General features: G+C 74.5%; 16 protein-coding genes and 1 pseudogene. 11 read left to right on the forward strand and 6 right to left on the reverse strand.

What is annotated here, in order from left to right:
• Window positions 1-255 precede the first annotated feature (255 nt).
• A complete protein-coding gene (locus ACIRRH_RS09540; protein WP_403064135.1) occupies window positions 256-1947 on the forward strand; it encodes a protease pro-enzyme activation domain-containing protein in 1692 nt (563 codons plus the stop codon).
• 66 nt (window positions 1948-2013) lie between these two features.
• Here the strand turns inward: ACIRRH_RS09540 and ACIRRH_RS09545 are convergent, their stop codons facing one another.
• Window positions 2014-2901, reverse strand: a complete 888-nt coding sequence (locus ACIRRH_RS09545; protein WP_403064138.1) for a lysozyme — start codon at window positions 2899-2901, stop codon at window positions 2014-2016.
• A gap of 333 nt (window positions 2902-3234) precedes the next feature.
• Between ACIRRH_RS09545 and ACIRRH_RS09550 the strand changes: the two genes are divergently transcribed.
• From ACIRRH_RS09550 to ACIRRH_RS09560, 3 genes are all read left to right on the forward strand, one after another.
• Window positions 3235-3801, forward strand: coding sequence for a GNAT family N-acetyltransferase (locus tag ACIRRH_RS09550; protein WP_403064141.1), 567 nt, complete (start codon window positions 3235-3237; stop codon window positions 3799-3801).
• Window positions 3802-4047: 246 nt separating this feature from the next.
• Window positions 4048-5784 (forward strand): glycosyltransferase family 2 protein, encoded by a 1737-nt coding sequence (locus tag ACIRRH_RS09555; RefSeq protein ID WP_403064144.1) that lies wholly within the window; start codon window positions 4048-4050, stop codon window positions 5782-5784.
• A 135-nt stretch (window positions 5785-5919) separates the two neighbouring features.
• Window positions 5920-8154, forward strand: a complete 2235-nt coding sequence (locus ACIRRH_RS09560) for an acyltransferase family protein (protein ID WP_403064147.1) — start codon at window positions 5920-5922, stop codon at window positions 8152-8154.
• Here the strand turns inward: ACIRRH_RS09560 and ACIRRH_RS09565 are convergent.
• Complete coding sequence (locus tag ACIRRH_RS09565) at window positions 8145-8765, reverse strand: hypothetical protein (RefSeq protein WP_403064150.1); 621 nt, start codon at window positions 8763-8765, stop codon at window positions 8145-8147. The genes ACIRRH_RS09560 and ACIRRH_RS09565 overlap by 10 nt on opposite strands.
• Window positions 8766-8890: 125 nt before the next feature.
• Between ACIRRH_RS09565 and ACIRRH_RS09570 the strand changes: the two genes are divergently transcribed.
• The 3 genes from ACIRRH_RS09570 to ACIRRH_RS09580 all read left to right on the forward strand — a co-directional run bounded on the left by ACIRRH_RS09570 (window position 8891) and on the right by ACIRRH_RS09580 (window position 10201).
• Window positions 8891-9121 carry a hypothetical protein gene (locus ACIRRH_RS09570; RefSeq protein WP_224284564.1) on the forward strand — a complete coding sequence of 77 codons (231 nt, stop codon included), beginning with the start codon at window positions 8891-8893 and terminating at the stop codon, window positions 9119-9121.
• 61 nt (window positions 9122-9182) lie between these two features.
• Complete coding sequence (locus ACIRRH_RS09575; protein ID WP_403064153.1) at window positions 9183-9599, forward strand: hypothetical protein; 417 nt, start codon at window positions 9183-9185, stop codon at window positions 9597-9599.
• Window positions 9596-10201: a class I SAM-dependent methyltransferase gene (locus ACIRRH_RS09580; protein ID WP_403064156.1), complete on the forward strand. Its 606-nt coding sequence runs from the start codon at window positions 9596-9598 to the stop codon at window positions 10199-10201. Before ACIRRH_RS09575 ends, ACIRRH_RS09580 begins: the two co-directional genes overlap by 4 nt.
• A 442-nt stretch (window positions 10202-10643) precedes the next feature.
• Here the strand turns inward: ACIRRH_RS09580 and ACIRRH_RS09585 are convergent, their stop codons facing one another.
• From ACIRRH_RS09585 to ACIRRH_RS09600, 4 genes and pseudogenes are all read right to left on the reverse strand, one after another.
• A complete protein-coding gene (locus ACIRRH_RS09585; RefSeq protein ID WP_403064159.1) occupies window positions 10644-11000 on the reverse strand; it encodes a hypothetical protein in 357 nt (118 codons plus the stop codon).
• Window positions 11001-11164: 164 nt separating this feature from the next.
• Entirely contained in the window at window positions 11165-11740 is a 576-nt protein-coding gene (locus ACIRRH_RS09590; protein WP_403064162.1) for a TetR/AcrR family transcriptional regulator, read from the reverse strand.
• Window positions 11741-11794: 54 nt separating this feature from the next.
• A pseudogene (locus ACIRRH_RS09595) lies at window positions 11795-11944 on the reverse strand (histidine phosphatase family protein); the annotation flags it as partial.
• A gap of 49 nt (window positions 11945-11993) precedes the next feature.
• A complete protein-coding gene (locus tag ACIRRH_RS09600; protein ID WP_403064165.1) occupies window positions 11994-12914 on the reverse strand; it encodes an aldo/keto reductase in 921 nt (306 codons plus the stop codon).
• Window positions 12915-12988: 74 nt separating this feature from the next.
• Here ACIRRH_RS09600 and ACIRRH_RS09605 point away from each other — a divergent pair, with 74 nt between their 5' ends.
• The 4 genes from ACIRRH_RS09605 to ACIRRH_RS09620 all read left to right on the forward strand — a co-directional run bounded on the left by ACIRRH_RS09605 (window position 12989) and on the right by ACIRRH_RS09620 (window position 16452).
• The gene (locus ACIRRH_RS09605) at window positions 12989-13978 is read left to right on the forward strand and encodes an ArsR family transcriptional regulator (RefSeq protein WP_403064168.1); all 990 of its coding nucleotides are present in this window, start codon (window positions 12989-12991) and stop codon (window positions 13976-13978) included.
• A gap of 87 nt (window positions 13979-14065) precedes the next feature.
• The gene (locus ACIRRH_RS09610; RefSeq protein ID WP_403064171.1) at window positions 14066-14968 is read left to right on the forward strand and encodes a glycerophosphodiester phosphodiesterase; all 903 of its coding nucleotides are present in this window, start codon (window positions 14066-14068) and stop codon (window positions 14966-14968) included.
• Window positions 14969-14978: 10 nt separating this feature from the next.
• Complete coding sequence (locus tag ACIRRH_RS09615) at window positions 14979-15371, forward strand: hypothetical protein (RefSeq protein ID WP_403064173.1); 393 nt, start codon at window positions 14979-14981, stop codon at window positions 15369-15371.
• Between the two features lie 112 nt (window positions 15372-15483).
• A complete protein-coding gene (locus ACIRRH_RS09620) occupies window positions 15484-16452 on the forward strand; it encodes a D-2-hydroxyacid dehydrogenase family protein (RefSeq protein WP_403064176.1) in 969 nt (322 codons plus the stop codon).
• Window positions 16453-16470 lie beyond the last annotated feature (18 nt).

Raw genomic sequence — 16470 nt, forward strand, 5'->3', positions numbered from 1 at the left:
CCCCGTTTAACAACACAACCCAAAACACGTTTCCCCCCCCCCCCGCCCGCCCTAACTCCCCCCGCATCGCCGGCGGCCCCCGCCCCCCCGGGGGGCCCCCCCGGCCCCGGGCGGGGGGCCACGCCCCTTGACGCCACGGAGGGCCGGGAGGACGCTGTACGTGTACGACATAAGCGTGTGCCGTACGCGGACAGTCGAAAGCACACGACCCATAGTCGCGAGGCTCCCGGCGCCGACCCGACCGCTGGAGCGATCATGTCGACCAACCACTACGTGGCGCTGCCGGACAGCTCCCGCGCTCCGCTCAGCGGAGCACGGGTCATCGGACCGGCCGACCCACGGGCACCCCTGACCGTCACCGTCTACCTGCGGCGCGACCCCGACGCGCCCCCGCGCCCCGACGTCTACGAGCTGGCGATGCAGCCGCCGACCCGCCGCACCGCCCCCGGCGACGACAAGTACGCCGCCGTCCACCGGTGGCGCGACACCGACCTCAAGGCGGTCGAGGCGTTCGCCGACGAGCACCACCTCACCGTCTCCCACGAGAACCCGCTGGCCCGCAGCGTCCAGCTGACCGGAACCACCGAGGCCGTCTCGAACGCCTTCCGGGTCACCCTGGCCCGCTACCGTTACCGGGACGCCAACGACAACCCCCGGATCTACCGGGGCCGCGAAGGCGCGGTCAACGTCCCGGCGGGGCTGAGCGGCATCGTCACCGGCGTCTTCGGCCTGGACAACCGGCCGATCGGCGCCAACCTGTTGTTCCGCCCGGCCTTCACGGACCTCTCGCTGCCGATCGCCGAGGGCGTGCCGGGGCTGCCGGACGGCGTCTTCCTCCCGACCGACCTCGAAACCCCGTACGCCTATCCCGCCGGAACCGACGGCGGCGGACAGTGCGTCGCCGTCCTCGCGTTCAACGGCGAGACGGATCCCGGCGTCCCCTCCGGCGGCTACTCGGCCGACGCGCTGCGCACGTACTTCGCCGCCCTGAGGCGGCCCATGCCGGACATCACCAACGTGGTGGTCCCGAACGTCGGATCCACCGGCAACGACCCGGGCCGGGACGACGGAGGCCCGCTACGGCTCGACAGCACCGGTGAGATCATGCTCGACCTCGCGGTGGTCGGCTCTCTCGCGCCCAAGGCGAAGATCGTCGTCTACTTCAGCAGGTTCACCGAGCAGGGCTGGGTGGACGTGATCCACCGGATCGTGACCGACACGGTCAACCGGCCCTCGGTGATCTCCTGCAGCTACGGCAACGCCGAGGACGGCCGCACGATGTGGACCGCCGGGGCGATCGACAGTGCCGACCGGGCCTTCAGCGGTGCGGCCGAGAAGTTCATCAGCATCTGCTGCGCCTCGGGCGACGACGGTTCCAACGATCAGGCGATCGACGAGCGCGCCCACGCCGACTTCCCCGCCTCCAGCCCGCACGTGCTCGGCGTCGGCGGTACCCGCCTGGTGGTGGAGCAGGGACAGGTGGTCAGCGAGACCGTCTGGGACGACGGCTCGGGCAACCGGACCGGTGGCGGCATCAGCAAGCTGTTCCCGGTGCCGCCCTTCCAGGAGGGCACCAACGTGCCCCCGTCGGCCAACCCGCCGCACGCGCCCGGCCGGGGCGTGCCGGACGTGGCCGCGCTCGCGGCCGGCAGTACCGGTGTGGTCGTCCCGAGCATCGACGGCGAGCACGTCCTCGTGACCGGCGGCACCAGTGCCTCCGCCCCGATGTGGTCCGCCCTGCTCGCCCGGGTCAACCAGGCCCTGCCCGGCTCGGCCCAGGTCGGCTTCCTCAACCCGCTGCTGTACGCGCATTTCGGGACGGGCGTTCTGCGGGACATCACCCAGGGCAGCAACGGCGCCTACTTCGCCGCGAAGGGCTGGGACCCGTGCACCGGCCTCGGCAGCCCGGGCGGCCAGCAGCTGCTGGACGGCCTCAAGGCCCTGTGAACCCTCTTCGATCCGACAACCGCCGGTGCGGGGCGCGCTGCGGCGCCCCGCACCGGCGCGGGTGCGTCAGCCCAGGGCGAGGGCGCGGAGGCGGTCGGCCGCGCCGTTGAAGTAGTTCTGGTCACCGGGGAAGGTGCCGGAGTCGGCGAACTGCCAGAAGGTCTGGTAGCCCCAGCCGTTCGGCAGGGTGCCGACGGACGTGGAGTAGCGGGCTATCCAGAGCGGGTTGGTGGTGCCGAAGCCGCCGTTGTTGCCGGTGCACTGGGTCCACCAGTTGGTGGTGGTGTAGATGGTGGGGTACCGGCCGGTGCGGGAGTGCACGGTGTCGCTGAAGTCGCGGATCCAGCTGACCATCGCGCTCTGGCTGAGGCCGTAGCAGGTGGCGCCGTAGGGGTTGTACTCGATGTCCAGCGCGGGCGGCAGGGTCTTGCCGTCGGCGGACCAGCCACCGCCGTGGCTGACGAAGTAGTTGGCCTGGGTGGCGCCGGAGGAGGCGTTCGGCAGCGCGAAGTGGTAGGCGCCGCGGATCAGGCCGGCGTTGTACGAGCCGTTGTACTGCTGGGCGAAGTACGGGTTGGTGTAGCTGGTGCCCTCGGTGGCCTTGACGTAGGCGAACTTGGCACCGTTCGCGGACACCGAGGACCAGGTGACGTTGCCCTGGTAGCCGGAGACGTCCAGGCCCGGGGTCTGGGTGGCGGCGAGGGAGGCGAACGGGGCGCCGGTGCCGCGGCCCTCGTGGGCGGCGACGGTGGAGCCGGCGAAGTCCTGATCGGGGTGGAAGCCGGGGCGGCCTTCGACGACGGGTGCGACGGAGGTGGGCTCGGCCGCGTAGGCGGGGGCGGCGACACCGGCGACCAGGGCGGTCGCGGCGGCCGCGGCGGCCAGGGCGGGCAGGCGGCGGCGGGCCGATCTGTCGGTGCCGGTGGTGCGGGCGGAGCGGGAAGAGCGGGGCATGAACACTCCTCTGGTTCCGAGCGAGGGAAGGGTCGAAATGACCTGGTACGACCGGGGTCTGACCGGCCGTACCGCAGAGTAGCCATGTACCTGCTACCGCCGCCAGGCATCTTTTTTCACATGCTGAACGCACGTCACATGTGCCGGAACGCCATGACCGGCAGCCGGCGTTGCCGGTTTTGCCGGGCCGGTCGGCCGCGAAACCGGACCGGGGAACCGGTGGGCGGCGCCGGGCCGGGCTCGGGGCGGTTCCGGGAGCGCCCGGCCCGCTGTGGCACGATGCCCGCGGGCCGGCCACCACGGGCGGCCCCGCACGTGAGGAGAGGACCAGCCATGACCGAGACCGCCACCGACTTCGCCCGGCCCGCCGGGGAGCCCGCGTTCCGGCCCGCCACGCCCGCCGACGTCCCGGCGCTGGTCGACCTGGTCGAGTCCGCCTACCGGGGCGACTCCAGCCGGGCCGGGTGGACCACCGAGGCGGACCTGCTGGGCGGTCGGCGCACCAGCCCGGAGGCCGTCACGGAGGCCGTGAGCCACGCCGAGGGCCTGGTGCTGCTCGCCGAGCGGGACGGCGGGCTGCTCGCCTGCTGCCAGCTGGAGCGGCGCGGTGAGCGGGCCTACTTCGGCATGTTCTCGGTGCGCCCGGGGCTCCAGGGCGGGGGCATCGGCCGGGCGGTGCTGGTCGAGGCGGAGCGCCTGGCCGTCGAGCGGTGGGGTGTCGGTGCGATGGAGATGAAGGTGATCGAGCAGCGCGCCGACCTGATCGCCTGGTACGAGCGGCGGGGCTACCGGCGCACCGGCGAGTTCAGCCCGTTCCCGTACGGCGACGGGCGGTTCGGCATCCCGCTCCGGCCGGACCTCCGGTTCGAGCACCTCGTCAAGGAGTTGAGGGCGGCGTAGGGGAGCCGACGGCCGAGCGCGGAAGTCGACGGCTGTGAGGGGGAGTTGACAGTCTGCTGAAACGGCTCGCCCGCGGGGTCCGGTTCAGTCCCGCTCGACCGGATTTCCGCAGGTGACGTGCTGTCAAGTCGGCGAGCCGGGGCGATGCGGAGATGTCACACCTCGTTCATTATTGGTCTAGGCCAATGTGAGAAGCTGGGTGCGAACGGCCACGTTCCGTCCGCTGCCCAGGGGGGCCATTTCCGCATGCCCGTTCTCCATGGCACCGCCATGCCCGCACCCGACACCGGTCCGCGCCGGACACCCGCGGACCCCGACGGCCACCGACTGCCCGGTCCGCCCGACGACGAGGAGCTCTACTGGTACTTCGGCCCGCAGCGCCGCTGGGTGCTGCTCTGCGCCACCCTCTCCTACGCGGGAGCCACCGCCACACTCGGTCTGTTCGCCCTCAGCCGGCCGCTGCTCTGGCCGTTCCTGGTGCTCACCGTGCTCAACGCGGCCACCTGGCTGCTCTCGCTCACCGACGGCCAGCGCGCCCGGCGCTTCACCCGCAACTCGCACGACCTGCTGCTGCGCGCCTGGAGCCCCGCCCGGGCCCCGAGCGTGGACCTGCTGCTGCCGACCGCCGGCGAACCGCTGGCCGTCCTCGACAACGCCTACCGGCACACCGCGGCCGTCCGGTGGCCCGGCGAACTCACCGTCCTGGTCCTCGACGACGCCGGCCGCCCCGAGGTGCGCGAACTCGCCGAGTCCTACGGCTTCCTGTACCGCGCCCGCCCCGACCGGGGCCGCTTCAAGAAGGCCGGCAACCTCAACCACGGCCTGGCCGAGGGCACCGGCGAGATCGTCGCCGTCCTGGACGCCGACTTCTGCCCCCGCCCCGACTTCCTGCACCACCTGGTGCCCTACCTCGACAACCCCGAGGTCGGCATCGTGCAGAGCCCGCAGTGCTTCGACACGGACGCCGACATGTCCTGGCTCGAACGCGCCGCGGGAGCCACCCAGGAGATCTTCTACCGCTGGATCCAGCCCTCCCGGGACGCGCAGGACGGCACCGTCTGCTGCGGCACCAACGCCCTCTACCGCCGCGCCGCACTGAAGCGGATCGGCGGCTTCGCCGAGATCGACCACAGCGAGGACCTCTACACCGGCCTCGCCCTCGCCCGCGCCGGATGGGCCACCCGCTACGTCCCCGCACTGGTCGCCAAGGGCATGTCGCCCACCGGCCTGCCGGCCTTCATCAGCCAGCAGTACCGCTGGTGCCTCGGATCCCTGGCCCTGGTCCGCGACCCGGACTTCCGTCGGGGGCCGCTCTCCCGATCCGCCCGGCTCTGCTTCTGGAACGGCATCCTCGGCTACGTCACCAGTGCGGTGAACGTCTTCGCCGTGCCGCTGCCCGCCCTCATCATGCTGTTCTTCCGGCCCGAGGAGATCCAGCCCTGGCAGGTGCTGCCGTTCCTGCCGCCGATCTGGGTCGCGCTGGTGCTGCTGCCCGCGATGTCCCGCACCCGCTGGCGCTTCGAGGTCACCCGGGTCCAGCTCCTCGGCGGGCTCTGCCACGTGGTCGCCATCGCGCACGCGCTGCGCCGCCGCTCCGCCGACTGGGTGCCCACCGGCGCCGTGTCGGGCGGCAGTTCGCTCGCCCGCGCCGTCGCCCGGATCGGGGTCGGCTGGCTCGGGTTCGTCGTCCTCGCGGGCGCCGCCGGACTGGTCCGGGCCGCGCTGCTGTACGGCTGGCGGCCGTACTGGGCGCTCGCCGGACTGCTCGCGCTCACCGCGTACACCATGATCCCGCTGATCCGGGAGCTGTGGCCGCTGCTGAACGGGACCAAGGGCGGCAAGGGCGCCGTCGGCGAGGTCGCCGCGCCCGCACGGGGCCGCTCCGACCTCGGGTTCGGCCGGGCCGAGGCCGTCGCCGTCACGGCCGTGCTGCTGCTGTGCGGGCTGCTGGCCTCCGGCTGGGCCGATCCGCTGATTTTCTGATGTCTCGTCAGTTTCGCTCCACCGATTGATTGTTGAGTTTCCTTGCGCGTCGCCCCACCGGCGCGGAGACCGCCCGGCCGCCCCATCGGCCCGGCGGGCCCGACCACCGCTGCCAGCCCTGCAAGGAGCACCGCCGTGTCAACGGCCGTACCACCGTCGTCGTCCTCCGCCGCCACACCGGGCACACCGGAACCCGCTCCGGCCTCCGGTTCCGCCTCCGCCTCCGCTTCCGTTGAACTACTGCCCGGCGTCGTCCGGGTGGACCGGGAACTCGCCGCCCCGCAGCGCGCCACCGTCGCCGAGAGCGGGCAGGCCCGCCGGCGCACCGCCTTCCGCCCCGACATCGAGGGGCTGCGCGGCGTCGCCGTGCTCTCCGTCCTCGCCTTCCACTCCGCCGTCCCGGGCCTGACCGGAGGCTTCATCGGCGTCGACGTCTTCTTCGTCATCTCCGGCTTCCTGATCACCGGCCTGCTCGTCGGCCGCCCGATCGGCCTGTGGGACTTCGCCGCCCGCCGCGCCCGACGCATCCTGCCCGCCGCGGCCACCGTGCTCGTCGCCACCGCCGTCGCAGGCGGCGCCCTGCTCGATCCGCTGCGCGGCACCGACCTCGCCCGCGACCTGATCGCCTCCGCCGGCCAGTTCGCCAACTGGCGCTTCGTCGGCCGGCAGACCGACTACCTGGCCGCCGAACACGACCCCAGCCCGCTGCAGCACTTCTGGTCGCTGGGCGTGGAGAACCAGTTCTACCTGCTCTGGGGCGTGCTGCTGCTCGGCCTCGCCCGCTACCTGTACGGGCGCCGTCGCACCGTGGCGATCACCCTCGCCACGGTGGCCGTCGGCGGTGTCTCGCTGGTGCTCTGCCTGCGCTGGACGGCCACCTCCGCGCCGCTCGCCTACTTCTCCACCGGCAGCCGGCTCTGGGAGTTCGCGGCCGGTGCCTGCGCGGCGCTGGCGGGCTCGGCTCCGGCCGCCCGCGCCGGGCAGCGTCCGGTGGCGTGGTCGCTGCGGGTGCTCGGCTGGCTGGGCCTCGCGGCCGTGCTCGCGCCGGTGTTCCTGTACGACCGCAACACCCCCTTCCCCGGCACCGCCGCGTTGCTGCCCGTCCTCGGCACCGCCGCCGTCCTGCTCGCCGGGCACCGCTCGCTCGGCGCCGCCGATGCCGGGCGGCTGCTCGCCACCCGCCCGCTGCGCGCCGCCGGACGGCTCTCGTACGCCTGGTACCTGTGGCACTGGCCGGTACTGACCATCGCCCAGGCCCGGTACGGCGTGCTGCCCTGGACCACCCTGCTCGCGCTCACCGCCGCCGCCGCGCTGCCCGCCTGGCTCACCCTGCGGCTGGTCGAGCAGCCGCTGCGGTACGGCAGCAGCCCGGCGCCCCGGCGCGGGCTCGCGGTCGGCGCCAGCGCCCTGGTCATCCCGCTGATCGCCGCACTCACCCTCGGCGGCGGCACCATGCGCGCTCTCGGTGACCCCTCCTCCGGGCCCACGGCGGCCCCCACCGGAGCCGCCGACGGCCCGAGCCTGCTCGCCCCCGGCATCCGGGTGCTCGCCCTGACGCCCTCGCTCGCCCGGGCCCGGGAGGACTTCCCGCCCGGCAAGGGCTGCGAGATCCCGCTCAACGCCGACAGCAGCCCGCGCTGCCTCTTCGGTGCCGAGGACAGCCCCGACCGGATCGTGCTGCTCGGCGACTCGCACGCCGGGCAGTGGATCTCCGCCGCCCTCGCCCTGGCCGAGCAGCGGCACTGGGCCCTGGAGGTCCTGGTCAAGCCCGGCTGCCCGCTGGCCACCCTCACCGTGCGCAACAACGTGCTCGGCCGCACCTTCGAGGAGTGCGACCGCTGGCGCGAGAACACCCTCACCCGGTTGGCCTCCGGGCCCAAGCCGCGCCTGGTCCTGATGGCGGGACTCAACCGCTACGGGAGCCAGGAGGAGCGCACCGCGGGCTGGACCCGCACCCTGGACCGGCTCACCGCGCTCGGCGCCCCGCTCGCCTACCTCGGCGACACCCCGATGCCAGGGAAGGACATCCCGACCTGCCTGGCCGCCTCCGACGGGCGCTCGGACGCCTGCTTCTTCCCGCGCGACACCGCCTTCGAGCCCGACCCCGTGCTGGACGGCGGGCTCGCGGCCCGGTACGGGGTGCGGACCCTCGACCTCGGGCCGCTGCTCTGCCCCGGCGCCGGGCCCTCCTGCCCGGCCGTGCTGGAGGGCGTGGTGCTGTACCGGGACACCGGGCACATCACCGACACCCTGGCACGGGTGCTGGCGCCCCGGCTGGACAAGGGCCTGCTGGGGGCCCCGGCCGGTTCGACCGGTCCGGCCGCGCCGGCCGCATCCGTGGCTCCGGGGCCGCCGTCGGCTCAGCCGTAGATGCTGTGGCAGATCCGGGCCTGCTCCGACCCGGCCGGCCAGTGGCCCGCCCGCTCGGCCTGATCGCAGATGGTGCTCCGGCCGCCGCTCGCGCCCGCCCCGGTACTCGCCGGGGCGGGCGCGCCCGGCGGGCGGTGGGCCGGTGTGCCGGCGTGCGGACTGTGCCCCGGCTTGGGGTGCGCGCTCGCCGAGGCGTGCTGGGCGTCGGCCGTCGGGCCGGTCCCGGCGCCGGACGTGGTCGCCGCCGCGCCCGGCCTGCCCGCCCCCGCCGGGAGCGCCACCCCCGGGGTGGGCGGTGGCAGCGGGGACGGCGCGGGTGCGGTCGGCGACGGGGAGACCGGCAGCGGCTGCGCTGCCGGGTCCGAGGCGGAGGGCGTGGCGTCCGGCACCGCCGCCACGCGGACCTCGTCACCCGACCCCGGCCCGCACATCGCCAGGACGGAGGCCAGCACGGCTCCCGTCCCGACCATCGTGGCCGTCCAGGCCTTGCGCGACAGACGCCTCGGCGCCGTGGCGGTGGACCACGGCGGTGGCGGATTCGCGGGGACCGGCGGCGGCTGCCAGGTGTTCTGCGGCCACTGCCATTGCCCTTCGGTGGGCTGCCCAGTCATGTGCTCCTCCTTCCAGTGGCCCCCCTCGAACCTTTCCGTGCTCAACGAGCGCGCCGACGCCGGGACATGACCCGGAAGAGGGGTTTGGACGGGCGCTGATTGCCACCGCGCCACATGCTGGGGGCATGGAGACCAACAGCACGTCCAAGCCCCTGGTCGAGGTGGCCGAGTTCCGGACCGACAGCCGCTACCGCCTCGTCCACTTCGAGGGCCATGGCTGGGAGCCGCTCGCGCCAGAGGAGTTCGAGCCCCGCGTCCACCAGCTCTTCCCCGACCTCGACCCGCGCGACCCCCAGCGGGTCCACTGGGCCGACCGCCCCTGGGAATGGCCCGCCTGGCACCCCGGCGAGGCCTGAACCGGCTCGGGACGGCCCGAACCCGCTTGGTGCGGAGTGCCGGCTTCGTTACGCTGGGCGGGTGAGTGCGGATCACTTCTGCTGCCGCCTGCCGGGCCGGGCCGTGGACACCTGCTCGCCGGAGGAATTCGGCGAACTCGTGCCCCGCGACCGCGACGTCCGGTGCGACCGGCTCGCCGCCGCCGGGCTCGCCCCCGGCGTACGGCGCACCGCCGTCCTGACGGAACTCGCACTCACCGAGAACGGCCTGCACCCCGACCCGGCCGCCCGACTGCCCGTCCACGGCGGCGGACGGCACCAACCGGGCGGAGCGCTGCCGGGGGGCTCCATGCCGGTGCTGAGCCCCGAGCAGGTCGCGACGGCCTCCGCCTTCCTGCGCGCCTCGGCGCTCGCCGTCCACGACCTGCGCGAGCTGCGGGACTTCTTCGCGGGCGCGGGCGCGGCCGGCGACGCGGTGGCCGTCCGGGAGGCGGAGTGAACGCGCCGGCCGGCACCGCCGGATACGGCGAGGCGGCGGAGCAACTCGCCGTGCAGTACGAGAGCGTGAGCTTCGCCGAGGTGCACCGGGAGCTGCACCACCTGTACCCGGCCCCACCCGCGTCCGTCCTCGACGTCGGCGCCGGCACCGGCCGCGACGCCGCCGCCCTCGCCGCTCTCGGCCACCGGGTGGTCGCCGCCGAGCCGACCCCCGAACTCCGCGCCGTCGGCGAACGGTTGCACGCCGGTTCGGGCGTGCGCTGGATCGCCGACGCGCTTCCCGGACTGCCGCTGCTCGTCGCCGAGGGCGAACGCTACGACCTCGTCCTGCTCACCGCTGTCTGGATGCACCTCGCCCCTGCCGAGCGCCCGCCCGCCATGGCCGCGCTCACCCGGCTCCTGGCCCCCGCCGGCCGGCTCGCCCTCACCCTCCGCCACGGTCCTGTCCCAGCCGGTCGCCGCATGTTCGACCTCCCGCCCGAGCTCACCATCACCCTCGCCGCCGCCTGCGGCCTGCGCCTCCTCCACCGCGCCGTCCGCCCCGACCTGCACGGCCGCGACGGGGTGCACTGGACGGCGCTGCTCTTCGAGCGGGAGGCGTAGCCGCTCAGCCGCGGCCCTGCCGGACGGTCTCGATCGGGAGGGGCGGGCAGACGGCCTTCTCCGCCGTCGGCACGATGGCTGTGCCGGCGGGGGAGCGGCGGTCGGAGAACGCCGGGAACGGCCTCCGGCCGCTGCCCCGCCCGGTGTTCGCCGGTCCCGTACCCGACCGGCCCTGCCGGGTGCATCGCACCCGCCACCCTGGTGCTCACCAGATCCTCGCTGGTGAAGTGGAACCGGAACGCCATCCAGCCTCCCCCGGTACGGAACTGACGCTGAGTCACATCATGTCCATGGTGTCAGTGGATCCGCCGCGCCTCGCGGCGTGCGGTGGTGCCGGCCCGTGTCATCGCCGCCGTACTGCCGGTCGTCGGCAAGGGCCGAGGAGCCGGCCTCGCGTGCGCCGTCATGCGGCGGACCTGGTGGCCGAGGTTCCGTGCTGCCGTCACGGTGCGCCGAAGCCGTCCTCGACCAGGCGGGTGGCCCAGCGGGTCAGGGCCGGGGTGAGGGGTGGGTGGGTGAGGCCGGCGGTGACGGTGAGGCGGTCGGCGGAGGCGGTGTCGTAGCGGTCCTCGGAGAGGAAGGTGAGGGTCTCCGGGTCGGCGCCGGTGAGGGCGCGGGGGAGGCGGCGGACGAGGGCGACGGGGATCAGGGCGCGGGGCGGGCGGACGCCGAGGTGGTGGGCGAGGAGTGCGATCAGGTCGGGGAGGCAGGGGGTGGCGGGGTCGAGGACGGTGTGGGCCGTGAGCGGGGCGCGGTCGTGCTCGGGGACGGCGGCGAGGAAGCGGGCCAGGTGGTCCACGGTGACGACGGGGAGGAAGGTGCGCCGGGTGCCGGGCAGCAGGGGGAGGCGGCCGCGGTGGAGCTGACGGGGGCCATGGTGAACTCCAGGAATCCATAATCAGTAGACCGGTCTGCATATTTTTTGGGCAGGCGGAGACGCGGAACGCCCCGCCCGGGCGCTGCCTACCCGCGGCCGAGCAACTGCCGGACGGCGTGCCGGGCGTGGTCCAGCGGTTCGCGGCTGCGCCGGACGGAGGCGAGCAGGACGGCACCCTCCAGCAGGGCGAGCACCTGCCCGGCGGCGACCTCGGCCTCCGCCGGGCCGAAGCCCTCGCCCTCCAGCCGGCCGGCCAGGACCTGCTGCCAGCCGGCGTACAGCTCGGCGCAGACCGTCCGCAGGGTCTCGTTGGTGCCGGCCACCTCCAGGGCGACGGTGGCGATCGGGCAGCCGCTGGTGTAGCGGGAGTGCTCCAGCCGGTCGGCGAAGGCCTCGATCAGGCGCTCGGCGAGGGCGGTGGTGCCGGCGCCCTCGGCGGCCAGGGCGGCGAGCAGCGCCTCGACCTCCTGGCCGGCCTGGGTGAGCGCGGCGGCCACCAACTGGTCCTTGCCGCCGGGGAAGTGGAAGTAGAGCGAGCCGCGCGGGGCGCCGGTGGCGGCCACGATCCGGTTGAGGCCCGTCCCGAAGTAGCCCTGCGCCTCGATCAGTTCCCTGGTGCCGGCGATCAGCCGGGCCCGGGTCTCCTCACCCTTGACTCCCATGCGGCGATAGTAGACCGGTCTGCATATTCCTGTCGACGGGCCCTCGACCCCTTGTCAGTAGCGGAGTTGGGGTGGGAAGCCGGTCCAGCGCAGCTCCTCCGGCAGGTGGCCCTGGTCGTTCAGCAGCAGTACGGCGGGCGGCCGGCCGGGTGTGTAGCGCAGGACGGTCAGCGCCGCGTTGGCGGCGTTGAGGCCGAGCCAGCGGATCACGTCGTCCCGGAGCGACGCACCGCGGGCCGCGCCCGGTTCCGGCTCAGCCCGCGTGGGCCTCGTCCAGCAGCGCCAGTTCCTCCGCCGACAGCCGCAGTGCCCCGGCCGCGATGTTGTCCTCCAGGTGCGCCACGTCGCCGGTGCCCGGGATGGCCAGCACGTGCGGGCCGCGGTGCAGGGTCCAGGCCAGCCGCACCTGCGCGGTGCTCACCCCGCGCGCCTCGGCCACCGCCCGGATCTGGGCGGGCTCGGCCGCGCCGGCGCCGTCCTGCCGTCCGGCACCGGCGATCGCGTAGAAGGGGACGAAGGCGATGTCCTGCTCCCCGCAGATCCGCAGCAGCTCGTCCTGTTCCGGGGTGGCCCCGATGCCGTACGGGTTCTGCACGCAGACCACCGGTGCGATGGTCTGCGCCTCGGCGAGCTGGTGCGGGTGGACGTTGGACAGGCCCAGCTGCCGGATCAGCCCGGCCCGGCGCAGCTCGGCCAGCGCGCCGAAGCGTTCGGCGACCGAGTCGGTGCCGAGGATGCGCAGGTTCACCAGGTCGAGGTGGTCGCGGCCGAGCTGGCGCAGGTTCTGCTCCACCTGGGCGCGCAGCCGCTCGGGGGTGCGGGCGTGCTCGACCCACTCGCCGTCGAGGCCGCGGCCGGGTCCGACCTTGGTGGCGATCACCAGGTCGTCGCCGTACGGCGCGAGCGCCCGGTTGATCAGCTCGTTGGCGGAGCGCAGCGGGGAGAAGTAGAAGGCCGCGGTGTCGATGTGGTTCACGCCCAGCTCGACCGCGCGGCGCAGCACCCGAAGCGCCTGCTCGCGGTCGCGCGGGACGGCGTGCGGGACGAGCGCCGGGCCGGTCTGCGGCAGGCGCATCGTGCCGAAGCCGATCCGGTGGACGGTGCGGTCGCCGAGCTTCCAGGTGCCGGAGGCGGCGGCGGTGACGGTGGTGGCTGCGGTGCTGTCGGAAGTCATGCTGATCATGATCGGCACTGCACTAGCCTGACCGCCAGTGATTCGAACATGTCTGAATCCACGGGGGTGGGGGTGTGGCGGCCGAGCTGCTGTTCACGGCGGGTGACCTGGCACGGATGCGCTTCGCGGTCTCCCCGATGTGGGAGGTCGGCCCGAGCCTGCGCCTGCTGCGCTCGGGCCTCCCGCACGCCGTCCACCAGCCGTGGGCGGAGCAGGTACGGCCCCGGCTCGCGGCGCTCGGCCCGGCGTACGGGCTGCTCGCGGAACTCGTCCCGCCCACCGGCTACGTGCCCGACTTCGTCAACCCGGCCCCGGACGGACCGGCCCCCACGCTGGCGCAGGAGCTGGCCGCGATCCGGGCCACCCCGGCCGAGCGGGTCCGCCGCGACCTCGACCGGCTGCGGGACGGCGACGGGCTCGGCCCCCGGCTGCGCGCCCTGTACGGGGATCCGGTGGGCGGGCTCGGTCGGCTCACCGAGGCGGTCGAGGCGTACTGGGATCTCGCGCTCGCCCCGTACTGGGCGCGGATCCGTGCCGTTCTGGACGCGGACGTGCTGCACCGCGCCCGCCAGGCGGCCGAGCACGGGGCGGCGCGGGTCCTGAACGACCTGCACGCCGAACTCCGGTGGACGGAGGGCACCCTGCGGCTGTGCCACCGCACCAGCCCGCTGCCGGGCCGGACGGCCGGAGCGGGGCTGCTGCTGATTCCGTCCGTCTTCACAGGCCCGGCGCTCTACTCCCGCCTCGCCCCGCCGGATCCGCCGCAGCTCGCCTACCCGGCGCGCGGCATCGGCACCCTGTGGGCGCCGGCCCCGGCGGCCGGCACCGAGGCCCTGGCCGCCGTCCTCGGCCGGTCCCGCACCCGGCTGCTGGCGGAGCTGGCGGCCCCGGCGTCCACGACCGAGCTCGCCCGGCGCACCGGGCTCTCGTCCTCGGCGGTCTCCCAGTACCTGACGGCCCTGCGGGACGCCCGTCTGGTCAGCGCCCACCGGGCCGGGCGGTCGGTGCTGTACGCGAGGACGGCGTCGGCGGAGGCGTTGCTGGCGCCACTGGGGGAGGGGTGAGCACGCGTTCCCCCGACTACCGCAATGTCAGCCGGGCTCACCGGTGTCATCGGGCCGGATGCGCCGGACGCCCGTACCGTGCGGGACATGACACCCAACCGGCACCTCCGGCAGCCCCGCTGCCATCGGACCGTCCTCGTCGCCGCACTGCTCGGGGCCGCCTTCGGCGCCGTCGCGCTCACCGGGGCACCCGTACGGCCGGCCGCCCCGACCTCCGAGGCCCGGCTCCGCCCGGCCGGTGCGCCGCCGGCCGTGTACGGGCACCGCGGCGCCGCCTCCGCCGCGCCCGAGAACACCCTGGTGTCGGACGAGGTGGCCCGCCGGGCCGGCGCCGAGTGGATCGAGAACGACGTCCAGCCCAGCAAGGACGGCGTCCCGTACGTGCTGCACGACGACACCGTGGACCGCACCACCGACGGCACCGGTCGGATCCGCGACCTGACCGCCGGGCAGCTGGACGCGCTGGACGCCGGCTCCTGGTTCGCCCCGGCGTACGCGGGCACCCGCCTGCCGACCCTCGCCGCTCAGCTGGAGGACCTGCGCACCCGCGGCGGCAGGCTGTTGCTGGAGATCAAGGGGCCGCACACCCGCGACGAGGTCGCCCGGATCGTCCGGGAGGTGCGCGACCACGGCATGGCCGACCGGGTCCTCGTCCAGAGCTTCGAGGTGGACGCCCTGCGCCACACCCGTGAGCTGGCGCCCGAACTGCCGCTCGGGCTCCTCCGCGCCACCCTGGACACCGACCCGGTCGCCACCGCCCGCGACCTCGGCCTGGCCGCCTACAACCCCTCGGACGACGCGCTCTCCGCCCGCCCCGGCGTGGTCGGGGAGCTGCACGCCGCCGGCGTGGCCGTCAACGTCTGGACGGTCGACCAGCCCGCCCGCTGGAAGGCCCTCACGGCGGCGGGCGTGGACGGGATCGTCACCAACCGCCCGGCCGAGCTCGCCGGTTGGAACGCGGCCTGGTCGGCCTCGGGCGCCGGCGGTTAGGCTGCCCGGTGTGGAGAAGGAGAACGCGGCGGGCGCTCGGCCGGTGGACGACCAGGCCGTGGCGGACCGGATCCGGAAGTACTTCGGCCTGGTCCCCGAGCCGCAGGGCTCGCTGACCGCCTTCGACGGGCGCCTGGTCATCGACCTGGACACCCGGGTCGTCACCGTGGACGGCCGTGAGGTGCAGCTCAACCGTTCCGACGTCAAGCTGCTGCGCGGCCTGGTCGAGCTGGGCGAGGGTGTGCACGAGCCGTACTCGATCATGTGGAAGGTCTACAACGCACCGTTCCACCCCCACGAGCTGAGGTACCCGATGACGGTGCTGAGGGCGAAGCTCGGCGAGCCCTCCTGGATCGTGCGGACCGACGAGGGCTACGGCCTGCGGCCCCCGGACCTGCCGTAGCCGGTCGGCGGCCGGGAGCCCGCTCTTTCCCCGCGGGCCGATCCGACAGACCGGCGGCCGCCGATGGGACCCGCCGCGCCGGGTGGCGGGGGCGGTCTGGGAAGCTGCGGGCATGACGCTTCCGATCCTTCGCTGCGCCGTCCTGGACGACTTCCAGGGCGTCGCCACCAGCAGCGCCGACTGGTCCCCGGTGGCCGACCGGGTCGCGGTGACGGCCTTCCGCGAGCACTTCGGCTCGGAGGAGGAACTCGCCGCCGTCCTCGCCGAGTTCGACATCGTGGTCACCCTGCGCGAGCGGGTGCCCTTCCCGGCCTCGCTGTTCGCCCGGCTGCCGCGGCTCAGGCTGCTGATCGCCTCCGGAATGCGCAACGCGGCGATCGACCTCGCGGCCGCCGAGGCGCACGGGGTGACGGTCTGTGGCACCGCCAGCTCCGGCACCCCGCCGGTCGAACTGACCTGGGCGCTGCTGCTCGGCCTGGCCCGCGGCATCGTCCAGGAGAGCACCGCGCTGCGCGAGGGCGGCCCCTGGCAGAGCACCGTCGGCGCCGACCTGCACGGCCGGACGCTCGGGCTGCTCGGCCTCGGCCGGATCGGCGGCCGGGTGGCCGAGGTCGGTCTGGCCTTCGGCATGGACGTGGTCGCCTGGAGCCGGAGCCTGACCGACGAGCGGGCCGCCGGGGCGGGCGTGCGGCGCGCGGCCACCAAGGAGGAGCTGCTCCGCGAGAGCGACTTCGTCTCGATCCACCTCGCGCTCAACGCGGGCACCCGGGGGCTGATCGGTGCCGCCGAGCTGGCGTTGATGAAGCCCGGGGCCTACCTGGTCAACACCTCCCGGGCGGCGATCGTCGACCAGGACGCGCTGCTCGCCGCGCTCACCGGGGGCCGGATCGCGGGCGCAGCGGTGGACGTCTTCGACATCGAGCCGCTGCCCGCCGACCACCCGATGCGCACCGCACCCCGGCTGCTGGCCACCCCGCACCTGGGGTACGTGTCGCAGGACAACTACCGGCGCTACTACGGGGAGGCGGTGGAGGACATCGCGGCCTTCCTGGCGGGCGAGCCGATCCGCCGACTGGGCTGACGCCTCCGGCGCTCGGGA

Origin of the sequence: Kitasatospora sp. NPDC101235 (assembly GCF_044767505.1) — a bacterium.
GTDB lineage: Bacteria > Actinomycetota > Actinomycetes > Streptomycetales > Streptomycetaceae > Kitasatospora.